This window comes from Ruegeria sp. YTSC230 (genome assembly GCF_059609665.1).
Map to the genome: position 1 here is coordinate 273,206 of NZ_JBXWMC010000003.1, position 23,231 is coordinate 296,436.

The 23,231-nt window shown below is 52.7% G+C and carries 21 protein-coding genes and 1 tRNA gene; 11 read left to right on the forward strand and 11 right to left on the reverse strand.

Features of this window, described 5'->3' with window-relative positions:
• Positions 1-127 precede the first annotated feature (127 nt).
• The 5 genes from rfbA to AC2FD9_RS08460 all read right to left on the reverse strand — a co-directional run bounded on the left by rfbA (position 128) and on the right by AC2FD9_RS08460 (position 3,874).
• Positions 128-1,036, reverse strand: coding sequence for a glucose-1-phosphate thymidylyltransferase RfbA (gene rfbA / locus AC2FD9_RS08440; RefSeq protein ID WP_496755456.1), 909 nt, complete (start codon positions 1,034-1,036; stop codon positions 128-130).
• 14 nt (positions 1,037-1,050) lie between these two features.
• Positions 1,051-1,896 carry a dTDP-4-dehydrorhamnose reductase gene (gene rfbD / locus AC2FD9_RS08445; RefSeq protein WP_496755457.1) on the reverse strand — a complete coding sequence of 282 codons (846 nt, stop codon included), beginning with the start codon at positions 1,894-1,896 and terminating at the stop codon, positions 1,051-1,053.
• On the reverse strand, positions 1,893-2,942 hold the full coding sequence (rfbB, locus tag AC2FD9_RS08450) for a dTDP-glucose 4,6-dehydratase (protein WP_496755458.1): 1,050 nt from the start codon (positions 2,940-2,942) through the stop codon (positions 1,893-1,895). Before rfbB ends, rfbD begins: the two co-directional genes overlap by 4 nt.
• Positions 2,942-3,511: a dTDP-4-dehydrorhamnose 3,5-epimerase gene (gene rfbC / locus AC2FD9_RS08455; RefSeq protein ID WP_496755459.1), complete on the reverse strand. Its 570-nt coding sequence runs from the start codon at positions 3,509-3,511 to the stop codon at positions 2,942-2,944. Before rfbC ends, rfbB begins: the two co-directional genes overlap by 1 nt.
• A 286-nt stretch (positions 3,512-3,797) precedes the next feature.
• Positions 3,798-3,874: transfer RNA gene (locus AC2FD9_RS08460), tRNA-Arg, on the reverse strand.
• A 114-nt stretch (positions 3,875-3,988) separates the two neighbouring features.
• On the opposite strand from AC2FD9_RS08460, the gene AC2FD9_RS08465 reads away from it, so the two are divergent.
• The 6 genes from AC2FD9_RS08465 to AC2FD9_RS08490 all read left to right on the forward strand — a co-directional run bounded on the left by AC2FD9_RS08465 (position 3,989) and on the right by AC2FD9_RS08490 (position 11,298).
• Entirely contained in the window at positions 3,989-5,014 is a 1,026-nt protein-coding gene (locus AC2FD9_RS08465) for a LacI family DNA-binding transcriptional regulator (RefSeq protein ID WP_108860587.1), read from the forward strand.
• 4 nt (positions 5,015-5,018) lie between these two features.
• Positions 5,019-6,233 carry a winged helix-turn-helix domain-containing protein gene (locus AC2FD9_RS08470; protein ID WP_496755460.1) on the forward strand — a complete coding sequence of 405 codons (1,215 nt, stop codon included), beginning with the start codon at positions 5,019-5,021 and terminating at the stop codon, positions 6,231-6,233.
• Between the two features lie 230 nt (positions 6,234-6,463).
• Positions 6,464-7,495 (forward strand): glycosyltransferase family 2 protein, encoded by a 1,032-nt coding sequence (locus tag AC2FD9_RS08475; protein WP_496755461.1) that lies wholly within the window; start codon positions 6,464-6,466, stop codon positions 7,493-7,495.
• A gap of 152 nt (positions 7,496-7,647) precedes the next feature.
• Complete coding sequence (locus AC2FD9_RS08480) at positions 7,648-9,033, forward strand: glycosyltransferase family 61 protein (RefSeq protein ID WP_496755462.1); 1,386 nt, start codon at positions 7,648-7,650, stop codon at positions 9,031-9,033.
• Positions 9,030-10,202: an ATP-grasp domain-containing protein gene (locus tag AC2FD9_RS08485; RefSeq protein WP_496755463.1), complete on the forward strand. Its 1,173-nt coding sequence runs from the start codon at positions 9,030-9,032 to the stop codon at positions 10,200-10,202. Before AC2FD9_RS08480 ends, AC2FD9_RS08485 begins: the two co-directional genes overlap by 4 nt.
• A 217-nt stretch (positions 10,203-10,419) precedes the next feature.
• The gene (locus AC2FD9_RS08490; RefSeq protein ID WP_496836353.1) at positions 10,420-11,298 is read left to right on the forward strand and encodes an FkbM family methyltransferase; all 879 of its coding nucleotides are present in this window, start codon (positions 10,420-10,422) and stop codon (positions 11,296-11,298) included.
• A gap of 5 nt (positions 11,299-11,303) precedes the next feature.
• Here AC2FD9_RS08490 and AC2FD9_RS08495 read toward each other — a convergent pair whose 3' ends face one another.
• The 5 genes from AC2FD9_RS08495 to hpaR all read right to left on the reverse strand — a co-directional run bounded on the left by AC2FD9_RS08495 (position 11,304) and on the right by hpaR (position 16,105).
• Positions 11,304-12,365, reverse strand: a complete 1,062-nt coding sequence (locus tag AC2FD9_RS08495) for a Gfo/Idh/MocA family oxidoreductase (RefSeq protein ID WP_496755465.1) — start codon at positions 12,363-12,365, stop codon at positions 11,304-11,306.
• A complete protein-coding gene (locus AC2FD9_RS08500; protein WP_496755466.1) occupies positions 12,362-13,477 on the reverse strand; it encodes a DegT/DnrJ/EryC1/StrS family aminotransferase in 1,116 nt (371 codons plus the stop codon). Before AC2FD9_RS08500 ends, AC2FD9_RS08495 begins: the two co-directional genes overlap by 4 nt.
• On the reverse strand, positions 13,474-13,890 hold the full coding sequence (locus AC2FD9_RS08505; protein WP_496836356.1) for a sugar 3,4-ketoisomerase: 417 nt from the start codon (positions 13,888-13,890) through the stop codon (positions 13,474-13,476). Before AC2FD9_RS08505 ends, AC2FD9_RS08500 begins: the two co-directional genes overlap by 4 nt.
• A 560-nt stretch (positions 13,891-14,450) precedes the next feature.
• Positions 14,451-15,182: a fumarylacetoacetate hydrolase family protein gene (locus AC2FD9_RS08510; RefSeq protein ID WP_496755468.1), complete on the reverse strand. Its 732-nt coding sequence runs from the start codon at positions 15,180-15,182 to the stop codon at positions 14,451-14,453.
• Between the two features lie 488 nt (positions 15,183-15,670).
• Positions 15,671-16,105 carry a homoprotocatechuate degradation operon regulator HpaR gene (hpaR, locus tag AC2FD9_RS08515; protein ID WP_496755469.1) on the reverse strand — a complete coding sequence of 145 codons (435 nt, stop codon included), beginning with the start codon at positions 16,103-16,105 and terminating at the stop codon, positions 15,671-15,673.
• A 240-nt stretch (positions 16,106-16,345) separates the two neighbouring features.
• Between hpaR and AC2FD9_RS08520 the strand changes: the two genes are divergently transcribed.
• Both AC2FD9_RS08520 and AC2FD9_RS08525 read left to right on the forward strand, forming a co-directional pair.
• Positions 16,346-17,758 (forward strand): pyridoxal phosphate-dependent decarboxylase family protein, encoded by a 1,413-nt coding sequence (locus tag AC2FD9_RS08520; RefSeq protein WP_496836358.1) that lies wholly within the window; start codon positions 16,346-16,348, stop codon positions 17,756-17,758.
• A 15-nt stretch (positions 17,759-17,773) separates the two neighbouring features.
• Positions 17,774-18,544, forward strand: coding sequence for an HpcH/HpaI aldolase family protein (locus AC2FD9_RS08525; protein ID WP_496836360.1), 771 nt, complete (start codon positions 17,774-17,776; stop codon positions 18,542-18,544).
• Between the two features lie 4 nt (positions 18,545-18,548).
• Here the strand turns inward: AC2FD9_RS08525 and AC2FD9_RS08530 are convergent, their stop codons facing one another.
• Positions 18,549-19,691, reverse strand: a complete 1,143-nt coding sequence (locus AC2FD9_RS08530) for a DUF3095 domain-containing protein (protein WP_496836362.1) — start codon at positions 19,689-19,691, stop codon at positions 18,549-18,551.
• A 139-nt stretch (positions 19,692-19,830) separates the two neighbouring features.
• On the opposite strand from AC2FD9_RS08530, the gene AC2FD9_RS08535 reads away from it, so the two are divergent.
• From AC2FD9_RS08535 to AC2FD9_RS08545, 3 genes are all read left to right on the forward strand, one after another.
• Positions 19,831-21,003 (forward strand): MFS transporter, encoded by a 1,173-nt coding sequence (locus AC2FD9_RS08535; RefSeq protein ID WP_496836364.1) that lies wholly within the window; start codon positions 19,831-19,833, stop codon positions 21,001-21,003.
• A 23-nt stretch (positions 21,004-21,026) separates the two neighbouring features.
• A complete protein-coding gene (locus AC2FD9_RS08540; RefSeq protein ID WP_496836366.1) occupies positions 21,027-22,061 on the forward strand; it encodes a glycosyltransferase family 4 protein in 1,035 nt (344 codons plus the stop codon).
• 111 nt (positions 22,062-22,172) lie between these two features.
• Positions 22,173-23,195 (forward strand): aspartate-semialdehyde dehydrogenase, encoded by a 1,023-nt coding sequence (locus AC2FD9_RS08545; RefSeq protein ID WP_058275078.1) that lies wholly within the window; start codon positions 22,173-22,175, stop codon positions 23,193-23,195.
• The last annotated feature ends 36 nt before the right edge of the window (positions 23,196-23,231 follow it).

Below are 23,231 nucleotides of genomic sequence, written 5' to 3' on the forward strand. Positions count from 1 at the left end.
CGGACAAATGCTTTGTAATTAAATTACCATCATGAGCATCTAACAACAAAATTATGCACTGTGTTGAATGTCAACGGTTTGAAAACCGGGAAGCACGATCAAAACCAGATGAGAGTGCCCACCTCTTTCAAAATGCCCTGTCGGAATTTTCGGCCTGGGTAGCGGTCTCGGCAAGCTCATAAAGGTATTGCCCATATGCATTTTTCTTTAGCATTGTCGCCAGTTCTTTCAATTTTGTGACACTTATCCATCCTTTACGAAAAGCGATTTCCTCGGGGCTACCAACCTGTTGACCCTGTCGCTCGGACAGGGTTCTAACAAAGTTTCCTGCGTCAAGAAGGCTAGAATGAGTTCCCGTATCCAACCATGCGAATCCTCGACCCATTTGCTGAACTTCAAGCGTGCCCTCATCAAGATAGCTTTTTAGAAGATCAACAATTTCCAATTCCCCGCGCGCAGAAGGTTTTACCCCTCGCGCACGTTCAGGCGCTGTTCCATCCATGAAGTAAAGGCCTGTCACGGCGTAATTCGATGGGGGCACAGTCGGCTTTTCAACGATTTCAGTTACCCGGCCACGCACGTCATACCCAACAACGCCGTATCGCTGTGGGTCAGAAACCCGGTATCCAAAAACGGTGCCGCCCTTATTGCCCACGTCAGCTGCTGCGAGCACGTCTTGCAAACCGTGCCCGAAAAACAGGTTATCTCCTAGAACCAACGCAGATGGCGCTCCGTCCAAAAATTCTTCGGCTAAAAGATAGGCTTGCGCCAGGCCGTCTGGACTCGCTTGTTCAATGTAGGTGAAGGAAACGCCCCATTTGCCTCCGTCGCCCAAGACGCGCTTAAACTGATCTTGATCAAGTGGCGTCGTAATAATCGCGATTTCGCGGATACCAGCTAACATAAGCACACTAATTGGGTAGTAGATCATCGGCTTATCATAGATTGGCAGCAATTGCTTTGAGACTCCGATTGTGATCGGATAAAGCCGCGTTCCCGATCCACCAGCCAAGATAATTCCTTTGCGATCTTTCATGATTTCATCGCCTCTTATTCAAAAATTGTATCTTTAAGCCCATTGCGCCAATCTGGTCTTTTAATTCCAAAAACGCTCTCAAGACCACCGTTGTCCAATCTGGAGTTCAAGGGACGCTTTGCCGGCGTCGGAAATGCGGTGCTTGGAATATCAGTGACTTGGCAACTTACCCCGCTCAACCGAAAAATCTCTCGGGCGAATTCGGCCCAACTTGTATCCGGCCCGCCAGAGTAGTGGTAGGTTCCTGATTTTTCGGGGTGCCGAATAAGTTGTCTGGCACAGTTCAGACACGTAACTGCAATATCTTTTGCAGGCGTAGGCCCGCCGATCTGATCAGCAACGACAGAAATCTCATCTCGATGGGTACCCAAGCGTAGCATCGTTTTGACGAAGTTTTTCCCATGACTCGAAAAAACCCACGATGTCCGCAAAATCAAGTGTACTCCGCCTGCGACCCGCACGGCATCTTCGCCCTGCAGTTTTGTGCGTCCGTAGGCACTTAAAGGACCTGTCGGATGGTCCACTTTGAAGGGCGCGGTGCCACTACCATCGAACACATAATCAGTCGACAGGTGCAAAAAAGGCAAACCGCGTTCTGCTGCTTCTGACGCCATAGCTGCTGGAGAAACGGCGTTAACTATCCGCGCCGCTTCTTCTTGTTCTTCAGCAGCATCAACAGCCGTGAATGCCGCTGCGTTGATGACAGCGTCGGCATCAGTTGCCCTGACAAAAGATGCGCACGCATCAGGATCCGATAAATCTACTACATTTCGGCCGATTGCTTCCACAACAACGTCGCTGGCGTGCCGCTGCAATTCCTGACCTACTTGGCCAGTCTTCCCGAAAACGACAACCTTCACGTCTTTGTCCCGAGTCGCTTGCCTACGCCGTCACGCTGCTGCAGCGGGCCCCACCATGCTTCGTTATCCAGATACCATTGCACTGTTTTGCGCAGGCCCTCGTCAAGAGTCACTGCGGGCTCCCATCCCAATTCCTCACTAATTCGCTTCGCATCGATGGCATATCGGGCGTCGTGTCCTGGCCTGTCCGCCACAAATGTGATTTGATCAGCGTAGCTACCGGAGCTCTTTGGACGTAGCTCATCTAAAATAGCGCAAAGCGCCTTAACAAGATCAAGGTTGGAGGATTCGTTGTTCCCACCAATATTGTAGGAACGGCCAATCTGGCCTTTCGTCATGACCTCGATCAAAGCATCAGCGTGATCTTCCACATACAACCAGTCTCGAACGTTCGATCCATCACCGTAGATCGGCAACGGCTTACCAAACAACGCATTCAAAATGGTGACGGGGATAAGCTTTTCGGGAAAATGAAAAGGGCCGTAATTGTTTGAACAGTTACTTAAAACGACCGGCAATCCATAGGTGGCATTCCAAGCGCGAACTAAGTGATCGCTCGCAGCTTTAGACGCGGAATATGGCGACCTTGGATCGTATGAAGTATCTTCAGTGAACTTAATCGAAGTATCCATAGGAAGAGAACCAAAGACTTCATCTGTAGAAACGTGATGAAACCTGAATTTCTTAGGTCGACCAGTCCGTTCCCAATGGTTGCGGGCCGCCTCGAGAAGGTTATAAGTTCCCTTTATGTTTGTATCGATAAAGTCCTCAGGCCCATCTATCGACCGGTCAACGTGGCTTTCTGCCGCCAGATGCATAATCGCATCCGGCTTGTGTTTTTCCACAACTTCTTCGACTGCCGCTCGATGGCGCAAGTCCGCTTGTTCAAAACAGTAGTTTGGATGATCAGCGACACTTGCGACGTTTTCGAGGCAAGCAGCATAGGTCAAGGCGTCCAGATTAACAACATCATGCCGGCGGGCGATCGCCAATCGTACGACCGCAGAACCGATAAAACCGGCCCCACCGGTCACAAGAACTTTCATTATTGAGATCCTTCAAAAACGAATGGGCTAGCTACATCCCTTAACCGTCGGGCCGTCGAGTCTTTTGGGGATAGTATGGGCACTTGGCCCGCCAGGTCCCAGTCAACATTAAGATCGGGGTCATCGAAGCACACAGTTCCCTCGGACTCCGGCGAATAGTAGTCCGAACATTTGTAGATTATTTCTGTATTCGATTCACGAGTTAGAAATCCATGCAAAAATCCTTTTGGAATATACAATTGCTTGCCGTTCTCCGAACTAAGTTCCACACCCAACCATTTTCCGTAACTTGGGCTCCCGCGGCGGATGTCTACAATTACATCAAATAGGCGGCCTTGACCGCAACGTACAAGTTTGGCTTGCGCAAACGGTGGCGCTTGGAAGTGAAAGCCACGCAATGTTCCCGATGATGTGGACAAAGAATGATTGTCTTGAACAAATTGCGTGTGGACACCAAACGACTTCATCTTCTCCTGGTTCCAAGTCTCGCTGAAGTAGCCGCGATTATCTTCGAACCGTTCTGGTGTGACGACCAAAACCCCCGGAAAGGCAGTTTTTTCAACCTTCATTCAACGCTCCATCGTCTTTCTCGCCTATCTGAGTGCACGCTTGGAGCCAGGAATGAGTCCGTCCAAATTTAGTGGCCCGGCCATGCAAATATTTGCACTAAAAAGGTCCTTGATCGTTGATCGAACCTTTATTCAACTTGCCGTGTCACTACAAGTACTTCGCTGGAGATCCAGCCATCGGCCGCTATTCATCATAAGCCACAGGGCAGATTTCACCGGTTTTTTCACATATCGGAGCGCTCAAATTTGTTAGATCACCATTAGCAAGATAAACTTTGTAAAATTTTGGCGACCCCGGCAGGATTCGAACCTGCAACCTGCCCCTTAGGAGGGGGCTGCTCTATCCAGTTGAGCCACGGGGCCGTGCGACGCTCTCTTTAGCCCGGTTTTTCAACCTTGTCATGGCCTTTGCGCGACGGTTGTAAATCTTGCGCTGTTCACGCTACCATCGGGCAAAACAACATCGCAGGTGCCTCAGTGACAACAGAAACCAAACGCCCGCTTACTCTTCGTGATGTCTCGGAAGCGTCCGGAGTGTCGGAAATGACGGTCAGTCGGGTTCTGCGCAACAGGGGCGATGTTTCGGACGCCACGCGCACCCGCGTCTTAGCCGCCGCGAAAGAACTGGGGTATGTGCCCAACAAAATTGCGGGCGCATTGGCATCTAGCCGGGTGAATTTGGTGGCGGTGATCATCCCCTCGCTATCGAACATGGTCTTCCCTGAGGTTCTGACCGGCATTAACCAGGTGCTGGAAGACACCGAGCTGCAACCGGTTGTGGGCGTCACCGACTATATGCCGGAAAAAGAAGAAAAAGTGCTGTACGAGATGCTCTCGTGGCGGCCGTCCGGAGTAATCATTGCTGGCCTCGAACACACCGAGGCCGCGCGCGCCATGTTGGATTCAGCTGGTATTCCGGTGGTCGAGATCATGGATACCGACGGCAAACCGGTCGACGCGATGGTTGGGATTTCCCATCGCCGTGCCGGGCGCGAAATGGCGCAGGCGATCCTGAAGGCGGGCTATGAGCATATCGGGTTCATGGGAACCAAAATGCCGCTGGATCACCGGGCGCGCAAACGGTTCGAAGGCTTCACCGAAGTTCTGGGCAAACACGGGGTTGAGATCGAGGATCGCGAATTCTACTCTGGTGGATCGGCTCTGGCCAAAGGGCGTGAGATGACCCAGACCATGCTGGAACGGTCCCCCGATCTGGATTTCCTCTATTACTCCAATGACATGATCGGTGCAGGTGGGCTGCTGTATCTGCTGGATCAGGGTATTGATGTGCCGGGACAGATCGGCCTCGCCGGGTTCAACAATGTCGAGCTTCTGCAAGGTCTGCCGCGCAAGCTGGCCACAATGGACGCCTGCAGGTTGGAGATCGGACGCACAGCGGCAGAGATCATCGCGGCGCAATTGGCTGATCCCAATGCCGAGGTCGACACGCGTGTGACCCTGACCCCCAAGATCAGCTTTGGCGACACCCTAAAGCGGCGCTGAACACGTGGCGCTGCAACGGCTGGACAACCGAACAACTCGCGCGCTGTTCATGGATCGTCATGCATTGGCCGAGCCGCCATCGGGCGGCGCAAAAGGCGCGGAATTGCTGGACCTGATCCATCGTCTTGGCTTTGTGCAATTGGACAGCATCAACACGGTTGCGCGCGCCCATGACATGATCCTGTTTTCGCGGCGCCCATCCTATCGCGCAGGCAATCTCAAACGCTTGTACGAAAGCGACAGGGCGCTGTTTGAACACTGGACCCATGACGCAGCTGTCATTCCGATGGCGTTTTATCCGCACTGGCATTTGCGGTTTCAGCGCGATGCAGATCTGCTGAAGTCCCGATGGAAAAACTGGCGCCGCGACGGGTTCGAGCAGCGATTTGAAACCGTTCTGCAACATATCCGGGATCACGGGCCAGTATCCTCGTCCGATGTTGGCAAGGACGAGAAAAAGGGGTCCGGCGGCTGGTGGGACTGGCATCCGTCAAAAACGGCGCTGGAGTTTCTTTGGCGCTCGGGCGCACTGACGGTCATAGGGCGGCAAGGATTTCAAAAGCGCTATGATCTGACTGAGCGGGTGATCGAAACGCATCTTTGCCTGGGCAATATGCCCTGTGATGCCGAGGAGACGGTGGATTGGCTGTGCAACGCGGCGCTTGATCGGTTGGGGTTTGCAACCTCGGGCGAATTGGCTGCGTTTTGGGACACTGTCACGACAAGCGAGGCAAAATTCTGGTGTGAACAGGGTCTAATTCAGGGAACATTGGAAGAGATCGAGGTGACTTGCGCGGACGGCAAGCTGCGCAAAGTGATCGCCCGACCAACCATTTCCAAGGATGCAGAGGCTGCACCCCGTCCCCCAGGTCGCATTCGGGTCCTTAGCCCATTTGATCCCATGCTGCGCGACCGTAACCGTGCCGAACGATTGTTCGGCTTTCACTATCGCATCGAGGTTTTTGTACCTGCCCCAAAGCGCACTTACGGTTACTATGTGTTCCCGTTGCTTGAGGGCGACCGATTGACCGGGCGGATTGACATGAAAGCCAACCGGGATTGCGGGGCGCTGCAAATCAGCGCCTTATGGCCGGAACGATCCGCGCGCTGGTCCGATGCCAGAACCAAAAGGTTGCAGTCAGAGCTCGACCGAGTCCGACGATTTGCCGGGCTGGACAACGTGGAATTCGCCCGTGATTGGTTAAAAGACCCATTGTAAGTTGTTACAGAAGCACGACAACCGTAAACAATGACCTAGAAGCCCTGCCGATTTTGGCCGTCCGTAGGTTTGTTGCTTCTTCACAGAAATTTTGTTCGAACTGAACAATGATTCACAGGTCTGATAAAAGTACAGATGAATTGCTTTAACCGATGAGTATCAGGACTGGTATCCCACCTTAATCACATATATCAGTCCGTGACCGCACCCTGGGCTCATAAGGAGAAGCAATGTCGAGTGAACTGCCGAAAGTTTCCGTGGTTGTGTTGACATATCAGCACGAGAAATACATCGAAGCTTGCCTGCGTAGCTTGTCATCTATCCGTTACCCAAATTTCGAGGTCGTTGTTTTGGACGACGGTTCGGTCGATCGCACTGCCGAAGTTGCCATATCCTTTGCTTCTCAAACGAATAGCCCTATCAGGATCTTGCAGCAGGAAAATACTGGCCGCACGGCCGCGAATACTCAAAAATTAATCGACGCCACCGATGCGCCATATGTTCTAATGATGTCCGGGGATGATATGCTAACGCCCGGATATCCCCTTGATGATATTGTCGCAGGCCTAGAGAAAAATAGAAACGTAGATTTAGTCCTTCCCTATCTTGTTTATTTTGACGAAGATCCGGCCCAAAGAACACCCCATTTTTATGACGCTGGTTTTATTGAACCACTACGAAGCGGCGATGCGAAAAGGGTACTGGAAGAGCATTTATTTAGACAGGTCTCACGGATATTTCTTCAGGGAACCGTGATGCGTCGAGATCTAATAAACTCCGTGGGCGGGTTTGACGAAGAATTGCTTGCTGATGATTACTCATTTGTTCTTCGCATTTTTAAACACATGGCTAATAATGATCGTATTTTCGAGTTCCACGAGAAAGCAACTTGGTTGTATCGAGTACACCAAAAAAACGTGCACAAAGTAAAATTGCGTCAGAGCAAACTGATATTGGAAGTGGTCGCCAAATATGTCCCAAAATCATATTGGAAAACCTTCGACTGGTCACATGTAAGAACGTTAACCTTTAACGACTACAAAATAGTGCGGGGTTGGGTAATTGATTTACTCGGTCATGACTCTGGAGGCTTAGTAGCCGACAAAATTGGGTTACTCGCACTTAAAGAAGCTCGCAATCGGCGAGATCAGGTACTTCTTAAAGAGTTCTACGAGTCCCGCGTTGTGTCGCTTCCACTAAGGTTTAAGGCACTGCGTTACTATTGGCAGGTTTGGATGCGGCAACTGCGCAACAAGAAGTAGGGTGAGCGGGTGATTTTTAGACTTTGTTTTACTTGATGCCAGCTTCAAATTACCGTAGTGGCCAGCCACATCTGCAACGGGGCAACATAGCTTACTGCCTCTTCTAACGGTATATTTCAATTGCAGACCCACTCAATTGGGGAGGGAACAACTTGAGTTACAGAAAATTAAAAAAAATTGAAACGGCGATTAGGAGAAGAATTCGAACAAAAAGCTACAAACTTGTCAAGGTTTCTTCTCTGGCAAAAATCTGCAATGCGACAAGTTTTGTAATAGAGAAAAGTTCGAAAATTGATGGGCCTAGTCCGAAATTTTTTGGTATCAACTCCAATGATCTAAACAAGCGGTATTCCGTCGACTTCTACTCTCCAGAGCTCAACCTTATTCGCTTCTTTGATGTTGAGGTAATGGGATGGAGTGACTTTGTCATCTGGAAAAACCATGCTGCATATCCGGATGTGGCAGATATTAATCGCGATGTTCAAATTGTTGAACTGGAAAAGCGCGGGCGAATTAATCTCGAAGAACACTCGCTAAGCATTCTGCCATTGAAAAAACCCCTTCATGTTAAACAAGGGATTTCATTGCTTGGTCAATCAAGCTCAAATTACGCACATTGGCTAACAGAAGCGCTTGCAAGGTTGGCTATTGCAGATCAGTTTGAAGAGTTTTTAGATTTCCCCATCCTCGTTGACAGAGAAATTCATGACAACATTCTTAGATCACTGTCAATATTCGGTCTTCGGACTAGAAACGTAATCTTTGTCGACAAATGGCAAAGGGTCAAAGTCGACAACCTAGTTTACTTATCTCCGCCCAGCTATACTCCCGCGGATAGTCGTGAGCGAGTCCAAAGTGGCGATCTGCAAGACGACAGACGACAAGATTCTTTGTTCTCACAAAGTGCTCTTAAGTTGGTAAGGCAACGAATTAGGGAGCGGTGTGAACCATACATGTATGCTGATTTCTCCAACTTGCCGATGCTCGAAGTACCCTCTGTATTCAGTCGTTTAGAAAATCCCAAGGAGGCGACTGCGTTACAGGTAAATATCGCGGGCAAAAACGGAGAAAAATCTGAAGAAACGCCAAAAAGAGTGTTTTTGAGAAGAGCACCAAACACCACTTTTAATCAACGTGAGGTGGCAAACTCGCATGCTTTGGAAGCATTGTTGGCAAAATGGGAGTTTATCGCAGCAGATCCGACAAAGTTGTCTTTTGAAGAGCAAGTACACTTGATGAAAGATTGTCGATGCGTCGTGTCAACTGTCGGAGCAGCGGTGAGCAACTTAATCTTTAGCGCTGCTGGTTGCAATGTTGTGGTACTTGCACCGTACTACAAAAACGCGAGTTTCGCATACTTTTCTGCACTTCTTTCTGCTCTGGAACATAAAGCACTGTTTGTGCTGGGAGCTCAAATTCCTGACCCAGCGCGGAGCGTTTACAAACGAGACTTTTATGTGGATCTGACGGCCCTAGAAGACGCCTTGAGGAATGTGCTAGGCGAACCCAAAACTCGAATGCAAAAGGCTGACAAATGAAAGCACTTCTCATCGGCTCCAGTTTCAGTGCGGCCCCAATATTTGAGGCAATGCGAGAACTCGGTGCTCAGGTAACCGTCATTGGCCGCAATCCGGATGATCCCTGCCACGCCTATGCAAATGCGTCCATCTACGAAGATTACTCAAACCCTGAGACTTTGCTTGAAGCATGCAAGGCGAACGACTTCGATTGCATTGTACCATCGTGCAATGACTATGCGTATATGGCCGCAACCTATGTTGCCGACAAACTTGGCTACCCGGGTTTTGATACACCGGAAGTTGCGCACGTTCTTCACACGAAAGATGCATATCGGGAGAAGTTAGAGGAGCTAACGATTCCTTCGCCCCGTAAATACGGTGAGTTTACTCCTGACAGCCTGTTTGACGCCGGTCACATCCCAATGCCCGCGATCGTAAAGCCAGTTGATAGTTTTAGCGGTCGCGGCGTTAATGTTGTTTACCAGCAGGGAGATTTAGAACGCGCGATCCAGGATGCGTTTGGCAGTTCCAGGCAGAAACGTGTCTTGATCGAACAGTTTGTTGAAGGAAGTCTGCATAGCCATACGGCATTTGTTTTCAATGGTGAGGTCTTTTGGCATGAATTCGCAGATGAGTATTGCGAGGTGTATCCCTATGCAGTCGATCGCTCGGTTTTTCCGTCCATCCTCCCAGAACAGATCAAGACGGGCGTGCAAGAAAGCATGTGCCGCCTTGTCGACGATATGAGACCCAATAACGGACTGATGCACACACAGTTCATCGCAAAGGGCGATGAATATTGGATTATTGAATGCATGAGAAGGTGTCCCGGCGACCTCTACGGACATAAGATCGAACTTTCATGCGGCATCGATTACGCAAAGTACTATGTGATGCCCTTCCTCGGTTTGACTTACGACACTCAAAAAGTGATGCCTCAGGCTACGGTTCAGGTTGAGCGCCGCATTTTGACAGTCTCTCAAAAACAGCCCTTGTTCTCTGTTACATTCAATAATTCTGGAAACAGATTGGAATATGTACCACTAAAAACTAGTGGTGGGGAATTGGAAGTCGCCCCCTACGATAAAGCAGGGATACTGTTCTCCGTCAGTAGCAGTGAGGATACTCCTAACCCACAAATCGAAGTAGGTACGCAAGGTTATGACCAATCGCACTCCCAAAACTGAGAATAACTCTTTTGAAAGCTGAAAAATTGGAAAATAAACATCAATCTGAAGAGCGCACAGACATAGCTAAAGCGTTCTGCTCCCGGTTTCTCAATGCCGACACACGACAACGGTTCGTGTTTGGACGTAAGTTTATACAAAGAGCATCCTTGAACACGTCAGTATTGCCGGAGTAATCGGCGATTTCACAAACGAGCAATTTTACTGTGGAATTCCCGTGTTAAAGATTAGCGATCTTCCGGCAGATGCACTCGTTTTGGCTGCATCGGGCGGGAAACCCCTGACAGTGGCAAAGCTCCTGGGCGATCTCAGCATTGATCACCTCGACTATTTTTCATTCCTAAAGCACTCGAATCTGCCGCTCCGCGATATTGTTTTCAATGAGGGGTTTAACGAAGCACTAGCCCAAAACCCTGAACGTGTTGAGTGGCTAAGAAATCTAATGGCGGATCCGACGTCGAGCGAGATTCTCGACAAGCTTTTGGGCTTTAGGTCCTCACTTGACCTGGCACATTTGGACGGATTTTCGGATCGGCAAAAAGAACAGTATTTTGAACCCTTCATAACCTTTCCTGATGGCGCCGTTTTCTGGGACGTCGGTGGTTTTGATGGGTATACCTCTCAAGAGTTCGCCAGGCGATTCCCAGGATACGATTCCATTAAAATCTTCGAACCGGAGCCGAGAAATCAAGAGAACTGCAAAAAGGCGACCGAAGACCTGCATGACGTGGAAATCATGCCCTACGGCGCCGGATCGGAGCCCGGTGAAGCGCGGTTTTCATCTGATGGTTCGGCATCTACCCTGGCAACAAACGGCGAATTGGTAATCAAAATACGCAGACTGGATGAGTTTGGAAGTGTTCCACCCACATTCCTAAAAATGGATATTGAAGGGGCAGAAATAGGCGCGTTGAAGGGCGCCGGGGAACTTATTTCAAAACACAGACCAACACTAGCGATTTCCGTCTATCATCGTCCCAGCGATTTTTGGGAAGTCCCAGAAATCGTGCTGGGCTTCAATCCCAATTATCACGTCCATTTGCGACACTACACGGAATCGATTTATGAAACCGTGATGTACTTCATCCCGTCATAGCCACACTATGACGGGTTAGCACTCCGGGGTGTTGGTACTTTTAGATAACGCCCCGGTTCATCAAGTGCCTGACGGACAACCAACGCAGTGTTCAATGCGTTCGTTCCATCCCGCGCCGAAATTCTTGGCACAGCCTTGCCGAGAGCAACATCGTGAAAATGGGCAAGCTGATCTGAAAAAACACTCTGCCAGCTTTGCGTCAGCCTATTGCGATCTTCAGTTTCAAACGGCTTTGTCCAATCGGGGTCTTCTTGCTTCCAAATCTTTAATTGGGGAAACTCTACCGCCCCCCGGTCAAACAGAAAGCGATATGGATTCTTCCTGGATTGAGGGAAAGTCGGTGCGTTCTCCCCAGTCGCTTGCTCCCAACTCCAAGGAGACGCGGCGCTATCACTCAAGAGTATTGTCCCTAACGCCCCACTCTCGAACTCCATATTCAACGAAACTGTAGCTTCGACTTCTGGCCGGCGTCGCCGATTGGCGCAGAATGCCGACAGACCGTGGATTCGACCAACCATCGCTTGCAGATACTCAATTTCATGAATCAAGTTGATCATGATTGGCCCACCCGAAGGACCAACACGCCAATCAGTATTGAAGTAGTCGTCGGGCTTTCGAACAGACCAAACGCCCGAAAACCCTACCAAAGACCCCAGTTCTCCTCCTCGAATGAGGTCATGCATTTCTTGGATGACTGGATTGTACCTACGGTGATGACCAACGAGTACCGGCACTCCAGTGCGTGCTTCCGCGTCTAAGATGGCCTCACATTCTTCCAGAGATGCTGCGATGGGCTTTTCAATCAAAACGGGCATACCTGCTTCAAGCAAGTCAATTGCAATTTCTGCATGTGTCTCATTCGGGCTTGAGATAATCGCAGCCTCGGCAAGGCCCGCGCCAATCAGATCTCGGTGCGATCCAAAATTTGGAACGCTATACGCTTCCATAATGTCGAATGGGGTGTGATTTGGATTCACAATTGCCGCTAATTCCAGACCAGGGTTCTCTGCAATCAAATCGATGTGTTTTCGACCGATCAATCCGCTTCCAATTACAGCGATCTTCATTTCTTAAACACCTTTTCCAGCGTGCAGCTCAACTCTCTGAGTACTTTGTTTTGGTCGTTTTGCGAAAAGTGTGGTCCGATTGGTAGGCTCAGCAGACTCTCGGCCATTTGCGTTGCAACTGGAAAAGCGTTGTTAGGAATATCAGCATCTTGGTAAGCCTCCTGAAGGTGCGGAGGGACCGGGTAGTGAATCAGCGTGTTTATGCCAGCTTCCGTCAATTTGGACTGAACAATATCCCGTTGATCTACCTGAACTACAAACAAGTGCCAAACAGGCTCCGCCCAGTTTGGCACATAAGGCATGATCAGACCCGAGACATCGACTGAATCAAGGTAGTTCTTGGCGACAATACGACGTCTTTCATTCCAATCGTCCAAATGCTGGAGTTTGACACGCAGTATAGCCGCCTGGATCGGATCCAATCGACTATTGGTCCCTTTGACTTGATGATAGTATTTTTTCTGAGATCCATAATTCCTATAGAGAGCAATTCTATCAGCAATGTCGGGATTGTTCGTGGTCACTGCACCGCCATCGCCCATGGCACCAAGATTCTTGCCCGGATAGAAACTCCAACAAACTACATCGCCATGAGATCCAATGCGCTTTCCCTTGTACCGAGCTCCGTGCGATTGAGCAGCATCCTCAATAACGAATAGCCCACGCCCTTTTGCCAAAGAGCAAATCGGATCAAGATCTGCCGGCTGTCCATAGAGGTGAACTGGCATAATTGCACGAGTCCGATCAGTTATCGCCTTTGAGATATTGTTGGATTCAATATTAAATGTCAGAGGGTTAGGATCTACTCCTACGGGAGTTGCGCCGACCGCAGAAACAGCGAGCCAGGACGCAATATACGTATTTGATGGCACTATGACCTCGTCACCGGGACCGACCCCAAGCGCCCGTAGAGATAGTATCAAGGCATCTAATCCATTACCGACACCTATAGCTCTTTCAGCCTCACAGTAATTGGCAAAATCATGCTCGAAGGATTCGACTTCTGGACCCGAAATATAGTAGCCACTTGAGAGGACACGCCCAACAGCGGCGTCAATATCGACCTTTAGCTCTTGGTATGCTGCGGCGAGGTCAAGAAATGGTACAGTCATCGATTTTCTTCCTTCGCTTTCAGTAGAAATTCATCATAGTCCCGATAGTAATCGGCTTCGTCGTAGGTTTCTGACGCTAAAACCATACAGACTGCACCAGAAGTGAAATTATTGAGATCGCGCCAGACCATAGGGCCGATGTACAGCCCTTTATGTGATCTATTCAGTTGAATTGTTTTCTTCGAATGACCATCGTCCAGTGTTACTTCAAAGGCACCTGAAATTGCCACCATCAGTTGGTGCAGCGCCTTGTGTGCGTGACCACCGCGAACACTTCCGCCGGGCACGTCATACAAATAGTAAACTCTTCGTATACTGAAATCCACATGATTGCCGCCTTCAATAAAGGTCAGATTACCGCGATGGTCCTCTATTTTGGGAAGATCAAGGACCTTACAACCGTCAATTTTCATTCTGAAAACAATCCTTTAATCTATGGATATTGACCCCGGCTCTGGCACATCGAACATCCGGCTATCGTTAAGAGAGAAAGCCATTCTCTACTCTATTATAACGTTTTTAGTAGTTACTTAAATGTCAGCACATGGTAAAGGGTTCTGATCCAAAAACAACGGCTTAGGGCAAGGAATTGCCGCATCTCCTCTCACTATGCAATACAATGATTCAACAAGCAGGCCGACTGGCGAATATTGACCTCACTCGCGGCTAAAATGGTGCAATCGCCCACTGCAAGATCTACAACGAAGAAGAATGTTTTCAGCAACCACCCTAATTTGGCCGGCTACCAAAACAAAATTTTATGCATCTTGAGAATTGGCCTCTAACGACCCTCAGACCAAGCAGAGCCCAAACTCTTGGTAATCCAAGAAGACCAATCCGCAAGAAACCAGCCTCTAGGGCACCCAAGCCACCAAAAAATCGGTAAACACTGACTGAAATTACGAATTACATATCAATGCTTTAACGTATTCTTGTTTTGCATGCCTTGGTGTGTTTAGCTTGCCAACCCTGCCTATAGTCCACCGACGCAAACTATTTTAGCGAGGTCTTCAGCCTCTAAAACAGCCATTCCGATACGCAGTAACCCGTCAATCCCGCCTTCCAGGACATCGCCCGCCAACACCGGGCCAACCCCAGCCGGTGTACCAGTCAGGATCAGATCACCGGGCCGCAGGTGATAGTATCCAGACAAATGGCAGATGACCTCATCTATCTTCCAGATCAGCTCTTCCAGCGTCGCGTCCTGCCGCGTTTCCGCATTCACGTTAAGATAAATGCGTTTATTGTCGTCCGGGGACCAATCTGCCGTGCGGGTCAAAGCGGCCAACACAGTGCCGTTTTCCAGATCCTTGCCCAAATCCCACGGGCGCTGTTTATTCCGCTCGCGGACTTGCAGGTCACGGCGTGTCATGTCCAGCGAACAACTATAGCCATAGACCGCATCCAGCGCATCGGCACGCGTCGCACGGAAAACGGGTTTGCCGATCGCGACCGCCAGTTCCATCTCGTGGTGAAAATTCTCAGTTCCAGGCGGATAAGGCACGGTTGCACCCGACAGAACCGCGTTCGGAGCAGATTTTGTAAAGTAGAAAAGCGCCTCACGATCGACCTCATTTCCCATTTCGGCCGCATGGGCCGCATAATTGCGGCCAACACAAAAAATGCGTCCCACGGGATAGGTCGACAATTCACCCTCAACCGGGATCGAAATCGGGTCGGGTAAGGAAAACAAGCTGTCCGGCATCAAAGCCCCCTAACTGCAACTTGCAGCTTGTTTCTAAGTTGGCGGGACCAGTTGAACAAATCATGCAGGTTCGCGCCAGGCATCACCCTCACGCGAACTAGCCCCGTGGCTGGCTGTTCACAATTCAAAGTTTTGCCTTGGAAAGCCTTGGGTGCGCGCTACCTTTGGTTGTATCATGGATCACGCCACCATCGTTTTGACACTCATTCCCTAGCGATATCCGAAATCCACTCGTCGCTGATCAGGTGATTTGCCTGTAGGCGAGTGCAACTGAATCAGAGAGCGACGGCCAAAGACTTGTACCCCCACACGGTCTTTGCGTCCGGATGTCCGCTTATTTTCAGGTGGCTGTTTCTCTGAGGTGTGAGCCGGATAAATCCATCCGGCCGCGGGCCAGACACGCAGTCCAGTCAAAGTCTGGCCACCCCGCCGGAGGATATCCATACTTCTCTGGCGGGGACAAAAGCCTTTGCATGCGCGACGTGCAATCAGGTCTTCAGATCATGCAGGTCGTTCAGTAAGTCCAGCAGCGCTTCGTGCCGATCCGGGCCTAGCTGAGTCTTGATCTCTTCAGCCAGACGTAGTGTCACCTGTATGTTGTCTTGGATGATCTTTTCGCCTTTGGCCGTGATATCGATGATCTGACGACGCTTATCCTCGGGATGGACCCGGCGCCGGATCAAATCCTTGGCTTCCAGTTTTTGCAGAATGCGCGTCAGACTGGGTAGCAAAAGGCACGATCGATCCGCTATATGCGTTGGCTCTTGAGGGCCTTCTTCTTTCAGAACACGCAGAACGCGCCATTGCTGTTCCGTAACTCCCGCATCAGCCAGCATATTTCGAATGGGCCCCATGACCCTTTCGCGCGCCCGCAGCAGTGCAATCGGCAATGAGCGGGACGTATTAGGCAGGTCTCTGGTCATATTGGAATTTTTGCCCAAATTGGATCAAACTGCAACTGTCCAAGAATTTTAGTTATGATATCAGTAACTTGAACGCGCAATATACTACCCTTTTAGGCACATCGCAGCTTCGAGCCGCATCTCAAAATTAGTAAACAAAGCAATTAATATTGACGTTTTCTTCAGAATGACGATCACTGGACGCACAAAGAAACTAAGTCCCGGTCCGATCCCGGGGTTGGCAGATATCTGAGGGTTAAGATGAAGTGGGATGAGTTTTCGGATTGGGGCAAACGAATTGCCGAGTGGACGCAGGATTATCACCTGACTGTAGGTGACAAACCCGTCCGCGCCCGGACTGAGCCGGGGGATATCCTCAATGCCCTGCCCGCGCGGCCACCCGAGCACGCGCAGCCACTGGAGGACGTGTTTCAGGATTTCGAACAGATCGTGATGCCGGGGATAACGCATTGGCAGCATCCAAGGTTCTTTGCCTATTTCAACTCGAACGCCTCAGCCCCATCGGTCCTGGCCGAATTTCTGGCCAGCGCCATCGCACCGCAATGTATGTTGTGGCAGACCTCACCGGCCGCGACCGAGATGGAAACGCGGATGATGGACTGGTTGCGCCACGCACTGGATCTGCCCCAGGGTTTCGCTGGCGTTATTCAGGACTCCGCCTCATCAGCGACATTGGCTGCTGTCCTAACGATGCGCGAGAAGGCGTTGAAATGGCAGGGTAATCAACAAGGATTGTTTGGGCAAAAACCCCTGCGCGTCTATTGCTCGGCCGAAGTGCACACGTCGGTCGATCGTGCCATTTGGGTTGCGGGGATCGGGCAAGACAATCTGGTGCGGATTCCGATCAAGGGAGATTGGCGCGGGATGGATCCCGAAGCACTGGAGGCAGCGATCCAGGCCGATTTAGACTCTGGTTTACATCCGGCGGGCGTTATCCTTTGCGTTGGCGGAACAGGAACGGGTGCAACCGATCCTGTGGATGAATGTCTGAAGATCGCCCAGAAATACGGTCTTTATTCCCACGTGGATGCGGCCTGGGCCGGATCGGCCATGATTTGCCCGGAATACCGCCACTACTGGCCCGGCGTGGATCAGGCCGACAGCATCGTGTTCAACCCGCATAAGTGGCTGGGTGTACAGTTCGATTGCTGTGCGCATTTCCTGAAAGACCCCGATGATCTGGTGCAGACGCTGGCGATCAGCCCCGAATTCCTCAAGACCCACGGCAAGGATGGCATCATCAACTATTCGGAATGGTCTGTGCCACTTGGCCGCCGGTTCCGGGCGCTCAAACTGTGGTTCGTGATCCGGGCTTATGGTCTGGAAGGGCTGCGCCAACGCCTGCGCAACCACGTGAACTGGTCTGTGGCGCTGCATGATCGGCTGGCGGCCGAGGCGGATTTCCAAATCGTCACTCAGCCCATGTGGTCATTGTGGACGTTCCGCTATGCGCCGGAAGGTCATGCGGATCTGGACGACCTGAACCTGCGTTTGGTGAACGCCATCAATGACGACGGCCGCATCTATTTGACGCAAACCCGCGTGGATGGCGATCTGGTGATCCGGTTCCAGGCCGGTCAGTTCGAAACCACCGAAGACGATGTCCGAATGGCCTATGACGTCATAACCGAAATCGCCCGCTCACTGACATAAACAGGAGGTCCGGCCATGCCAGTCCCAAAAAACAGCTTCAAACAGGCTCTAATACAGGGTGATCGGCAGATAGGCTGCTGGATGAGTTTTGCCGAATCCATCACTGCCGAAATTATGGGCACCGCCGGATTCGACTGGCTGGTCATTGATGGTGAACACGCGCCGAACGATATCCGATCAATCCGTGATCAGCTTATGGCGTTGGCTGCCAGCTCCTCGCATCCGGTGGTGCGGGTTCCGGTTGGCGACACCGCTTTGATCAAGATGGTGCTGGATGCCGGGGCGCAAACCGTTCTGGTACCGATGGTCGAGACCGCCGATCAGGCGCGACAGTTGGTTCGGGACTGCCGCTATCCCCCGACGGGTGTGCGCGGCGTTGGGGCCGGTGCGGCCCGAGCGACAATGTACGGCTCAATCCCCGAGTACATTCAATCTGCAGACGATCAAATTTGCCTTTTGGTTCAGGTGGAAAACCGCGCCGGGATGGCCGCGCTGGATGATATCCTGAAGGTCGAAGGCATCGACGGAGTGTTTATCGGCCCTGCGGACCTGTCCACCGACATGGGGTTTCAGGGAAACAGCGCAGCACCCGAAGTGCGCGCTGTCATTGCGGACGCCATCACAAAGATCAGGGCCGCGGGCAAAGCCCCCGGCATACTGGGCACCAGTGAAGAGGCCAGTCAAACCTATTATGAAATGGGCGCACAGTTTCTTGCGGTCGGCATTGATGTGATGTTGCTGGCGCAGGCATCCCGGGCGCTGGCGGCGAAATGGAAGGCGAAATAGCGCGTCAGGCGTACATGGTGGCCGCGGCCTGCGCATAACCACCCGAGGCCCCATCCACAAAGTGAACATGATCGTCGCGTGTCGCCGAGGGGACGATACAGGTCATCATTGCCTCGTCTTGCGCATGCAGCCCATAGCGGATCTTGCCCTGTCCGCGTGCCTGTTCAAGCATCATCCGGATTTGCGTCAACGTGGCAGCGTCACAATCCAGCGTCATTTTCAGCCCATCATCGAATTTTCGGTAATCGGCGTTTCGGCTGACCATACGCTTGTAGTGACCGGGTTCGAAATTGCCCAACCGTTTGCCCGATGTGAACAACAGGGCGATCAAAAGGTTCTGGCCCAGCAATTTGATCCGCTGCAGCAACAAATTGTTCCCGGCTCGTGATACGCGGGCATCCAGGCCAACATCCGGCGGTGGCCAGCTGATCGGCGGGCCATCTTCTGGTACTGGATGACCCGAACGCTCCAACCCCTCCGAAGCTGACAGAACCGAGCGGGCCAAATCCGCAAAGTCACTCTCGGTCGCATTTGCTGTGGGCTGAACGACGACCGAGACGATTTGACCATTGCGTGCCTTGCTGTTGGACCACCGGCAGGACAAACCGGTTAGGTCGGGCTGTGCACCAGGTTTGGCAGGCGGCACCATAAAGGTACCAGCCTTCATCTGCGCCTCAGCCCAGGCCAACCCGCCACCCGAGAACATGGCGTAATCCACCCCATCAGACGGCGCATAACGCGCGACCCGCAGGTCCTTACCTGCCTTACGAATTTCGGCAACCGGAACCAACGCCGCGCGCAGCGAGATCGAGAACTCTTCGTCCGCCCAGCGCCTGAGGTCCGCCATTACCGCTTTTGCAGTGTCGATCTCACTTGCGGGCACGGCGAATCCGGCGCCGTCACCGCCAAAAACATAAGGGAACTCCTTGCCGTGAAGCGCGTTGATCATGGCCGAGATCACCGCCGCGCCGACCATATTCACCGTCTTGTAGCGCCCTTTTGCAATCTCACCAGTGGAGTCGACGATATCTGCCACGCCCAACGCCCAATCGCCCGGAACAGCAGAGAAACGCGCCGGGTCCACCAAACGGGTAAAGTCCCGCAACAGGGGAAGACTGTCATAGAACGCGGCCTGGGCGTCTTTCATTGGCACCTCGGATATTCGGTAAGGACAAGGATAGCCCGAATGTGATCACTGTCCGGCAAAATCAGTATAGCACACGCGCTTGTGTGTGGCACCGTGACGTGCCAAGCATTTCTTCGCCGGTTTGGGGGAGAGGGTTTTCATGAAGGCAGGTCTGGTGGTGTTGTGCCTGGGCTATGTGCTCAGCCAGTTCTTTCGCGCCTTTCTCGCGGTTCTCAGTGTTGATCTGGGGCGCGATATCGGGGCCACACCCGAGGATCTGGCCTTTGCGTCAGGTCTTTGGTTTCTGATCTTTGCCGCCATGCAGTTGCCCGTAGGCTGGGCACTGGACCGAGTTGGACCGCGCCTGACAGCGGCGGTCTTGCTGCTGGTCGGTGGTGCCGGCGGAGCGGCATTGTTTGCCCTATCCAGCTCCCCTTTTCACATCGCCATCGCCATGGGGCTGATCGGGGTCGGCTGCTCACCGGTTTTGATGGCGTCTTACTATATCTTCGCCCGCGAATTCCCCCCTGCCCGCTTCGCCACTTTGGCGGCTGTCATGCTTGGCGTCGGATCGGTCGGCAATCTGGTTGCCTCGTACCCTACTGCGCTGGCGGTTGAGCTGATGGGATGGCGGGCCACGATGGGGACGCTGGCCGTTTTTTCCGCCGCGATCGCGTTGGGCATCTGGTTCAGCGTGCATGATCCCAAACGTGTCGAGACCGAACACAGGGGAACGGTGCTGGACCTGCTGAAAGAGCCCGCCCTGTGGGCGATCTTGCCGCTGATGCTGGTGGCCTATGCCCCGTCGGCGGCAACGCGCGGCCTTTGGGCCGGGCCATACCTCAGCGATATCTTCGGCCTTAGCACCACCCAGATCGGGACAGCGACCCTGATCATGGGGGCGGCGATGATTGCAGGTACCTTTGCGTATGGGCCGCTCGATCGAATGCTGGGCACGCGAAAATGGGTGATCTTTGGCGGCAACGCGCTGGGCACGGTGGGGCTGGTTCTGATGTGCCTTTGGGTCGACAACGCAATTTGGCTGGCGGTTGTCCTGATGGCAGCGATCGGGTTTCTTGGGGCCAGCTTTCCGGTCATCATGGCTCATGGACGGGCCTTTGTGCCACCGCATCTGGTTGGGCGCGGCATGACCCTACTGAACCTCTTCGGCATTGGCGGTGTAGGACTGGCGCAATTCGTCACCGGCCGCATCCATGCCGCCACGGTGGACATCAGCCCGACCGCGCCCTACACAGCGATATTCGGCTTTTTTGCGGTCACGCTGGCCATCGGCTGCGTGATCTATTTGTTCAGCCGCGACAGCGTCGACTAACGCTGGAACTGCCAGGAGTGTCCATGTCCGACCCGCGCGTCATTGCCCCCAACCTCAAACGCAGACTTTCGGGTGTGACCGCGACGATTGCCCGGTTGGTGCCGCTGCAAGTGCAATGGATCGACATCGCGGCCACCGGGCCGGGTCTGCCGGATGACATCCCACATATCCCACTGGGCCGCCTGCCCTTTTTGTCGCGCAAAACACTGCGCGTCTGGCACGCGCGCCGCAATACCGAGATGCTGCTGGGCCTGATCCTGCGCAACGTGCTGCGGCTGCGGTTGAAGCTGCTGTTCACCAGCGCTTCGCAACGCGCGCATTCGGGTTACACCAAATGGCTGATCGACAAAATGGACGCGGTCGTCGCAACTTCTCGCAAAACTGCCGGATATCTTGAGAGAGATGCGCAAGTCATCATGCATGGCATTAACCTGCAGGATTTCACACCGCCCGAAGACAAAGCCGCAGTTCGGGCGCGACTGGGTTTGCCAGATGGTCTATTGCTGGGCTGCTATGGCCGCATTCGTCACCAGAAGGGCACCGATGCCTTTGTCGACGCAATGATCGACCTGTGCGGCCGCTTCGACGACGTCCATGGCATCGTCATGGGCCGCGCCACGGAAAAGCACACCAACTTCCTGACCGAACTGAAAGACAAGGTCGCCGAGGCGGGCCTGTCCGACCGCATTCTGTTCATGCCCGAGGTGAACGTCGATCAGATCGCCGAATGGTATCAGGTGCTGGACCTGTTCATCGCCCCGCAACGGTGGGAAGGGTTCGGCCTGACGCCGCTGGAAGCAATGGCCTGCGGCGTGCCGGTTGTTGCGACCGACGTGGGCGCGTTTTCCGAGATTGTCACCGACCCGTCGCTGGGCCGCGTGGTCGAACCCGGCGATATCCCCGCGCTGGCCAACGCCGCCGCCGAGGTGTTGGCCGACCGTGATTCCCTTGCGCATTCTGGTGCCGTCGCCCGCGTCCATGTCGAGCAGAATTTCGACATCAACGGCGAGGCAAAGACGCTTGTGGCGCTATATGAACGTCTTTTGACCGACACCTGAGGCGATGCGCCACGTCAAATCGGTGTCATTGCGCGAAATAAACCCCGAAAACTCTTTTTTATTTGCTGCAACGCGGCTATGAACGCGCGTCCTTAACATTGGAGACATGAAATGGGCTATCGCGTCGTAGTCGTCGGCGCCACGGGTAACGTGGGCCGCGAAATGCTGAACATTCTGGCTGAACGCCAGTTCCCCGTCGATGAACTTGCTGTTCTGGCAAGCCGTCGTTCGCTGGGCACCGAAGTAAGCTTTGGCGACACGACACTCACTACCAAGGATCTGGACACGTTCGATTTCACCGGCTGGGATATGGCGCTGTTTGCCGTAGGGTCCGAGGCGACCAAGGTCTACGCCCCCAAGGCGGCCAAAGCTGGCTGCGTGGTGATCGATAACTCGTCGCTCTATCGTTATGACCCGGACATTCCGCTGATCGTGCCGGAATGTAACCCGCAGGCGATCCACGACTACAAAAACAAGAACATCATCGCCAACCCCAACTGCTCGACCGCGCAGATGGTTGTCGCGCTGAAGCCGCTGCATGACCGCGCGCGCATCAAGCGCGTCGTCGTGTCGACCTATCAGTCGGTGTCTGGCGCCGGTAAGGAAGGCATGGACGAGCTGTGGGATCAGACCAAAGCGATCTATAACCCCACCACGGACGTGCCGCCGAACAAGTTCCAGAAGCAGATCGCTTTCAACGTCATTCCGCAGATCGACGTCTTCATGGAAGACGGCTCGACCAAGGAAGAGTGGAAGATGGTTGTTGAGACCAAAAAGATCGTCGATCCGTCGATCAAGGTCACAGCCACATGCGTTCGCGTTCCGGTTTTCGTCGGCCACTCTGAGGCCGTGAACATCGAGTTCGAGGAATTCCTGGACGAAGACGAAGCCCGTGACATCCTGCGCGAAGCCCCAGGCATCATGGTGATCGACAAGCGCGAACCCGGCGGCTACGTCTCGCCGATCGAATGCGCAGGCGATTTTGCCACGTTCATCAGCCGGATCCGCCAGGACTCGACCGTGGAAAATGGTATCAACCTGTGGTGCGTCTCGGACAACCTGCGCAAAGGTGCGGCGCTGAATGCAGTGCAGATTGCGGAACTTCTGGGCCGTGAGGTTCTGAAGAAGGGCTAAGCCCCGACCCGAAACTGCGGATTTTTTTAAACCCTG

What these genes read in the sequence shown, in the direction of transcription:
- rfbA (WP_496755456.1), bottom strand. Translation starts at nt 1,036, where the DNA reads ATGAAAGATCGCAAAGGAATTATCTTGGCTGGTGGATCGGGAACGCGG.
- hpaR (WP_496755469.1), bottom strand. Translation starts at nt 16,105, where the DNA reads ATGACCAGAGACCTGCCTAATACGTCCCGCTCATTGCCGATTGCACTG.
- AC2FD9_RS08525 (WP_496836360.1), top strand. Translation starts at nt 17,774, where the DNA reads ATGCCAGTCCCAAAAAACAGCTTCAAACAGGCTCTAATACAGGGTGAT.
- AC2FD9_RS08475 (WP_496755461.1), top strand. Translation starts at nt 6,464, where the DNA reads ATGTCGAGTGAACTGCCGAAAGTTTCCGTGGTTGTGTTGACATATCAG.
- AC2FD9_RS08530 (WP_496836362.1), bottom strand. Translation starts at nt 19,691, where the DNA reads ATGAAAGACGCCCAGGCCGCGTTCTATGACAGTCTTCCCCTGTTGCGG.
- AC2FD9_RS08505 (WP_496836356.1), bottom strand. Translation starts at nt 13,890, where the DNA reads ATGAAAATTGACGGTTGTAAGGTCCTTGATCTTCCCAAAATAGAGGAC.
- rfbB (WP_496755458.1), bottom strand. Translation starts at nt 2,942, where the DNA reads ATGAAAGTTCTTGTGACCGGTGGGGCCGGTTTTATCGGTTCTGCGGTC.
- AC2FD9_RS08535 (WP_496836364.1), top strand. Translation starts at nt 19,831, where the DNA reads ATGAAGGCAGGTCTGGTGGTGTTGTGCCTGGGCTATGTGCTCAGCCAG.
- AC2FD9_RS08540 (WP_496836366.1), top strand. Translation starts at nt 21,027, where the DNA reads ATGTCCGACCCGCGCGTCATTGCCCCCAACCTCAAACGCAGACTTTCG.
- AC2FD9_RS08485 (WP_496755463.1), top strand. Translation starts at nt 9,030, where the DNA reads ATGAAAGCACTTCTCATCGGCTCCAGTTTCAGTGCGGCCCCAATATTT.
- AC2FD9_RS08500 (WP_496755466.1), bottom strand. Translation starts at nt 13,477, where the DNA reads ATGACTGTACCATTTCTTGACCTCGCCGCAGCATACCAAGAGCTAAAG.
- rfbC (WP_496755459.1), bottom strand. Translation starts at nt 3,511, where the DNA reads ATGAAGGTTGAAAAAACTGCCTTTCCGGGGGTTTTGGTCGTCACACCA.
- AC2FD9_RS08545 (WP_058275078.1), top strand. Translation starts at nt 22,173, where the DNA reads ATGGGCTATCGCGTCGTAGTCGTCGGCGCCACGGGTAACGTGGGCCGC.
- AC2FD9_RS08520 (WP_496836358.1), top strand. Translation starts at nt 16,346, where the DNA reads ATGAAGTGGGATGAGTTTTCGGATTGGGGCAAACGAATTGCCGAGTGG.
- AC2FD9_RS08510 (WP_496755468.1), bottom strand. Translation starts at nt 15,182, where the DNA reads ATGCCGGACAGCTTGTTTTCCTTACCCGACCCGATTTCGATCCCGGTT.
- AC2FD9_RS08495 (WP_496755465.1), bottom strand. Translation starts at nt 12,365, where the DNA reads ATGAAGATCGCTGTAATTGGAAGCGGATTGATCGGTCGAAAACACATC.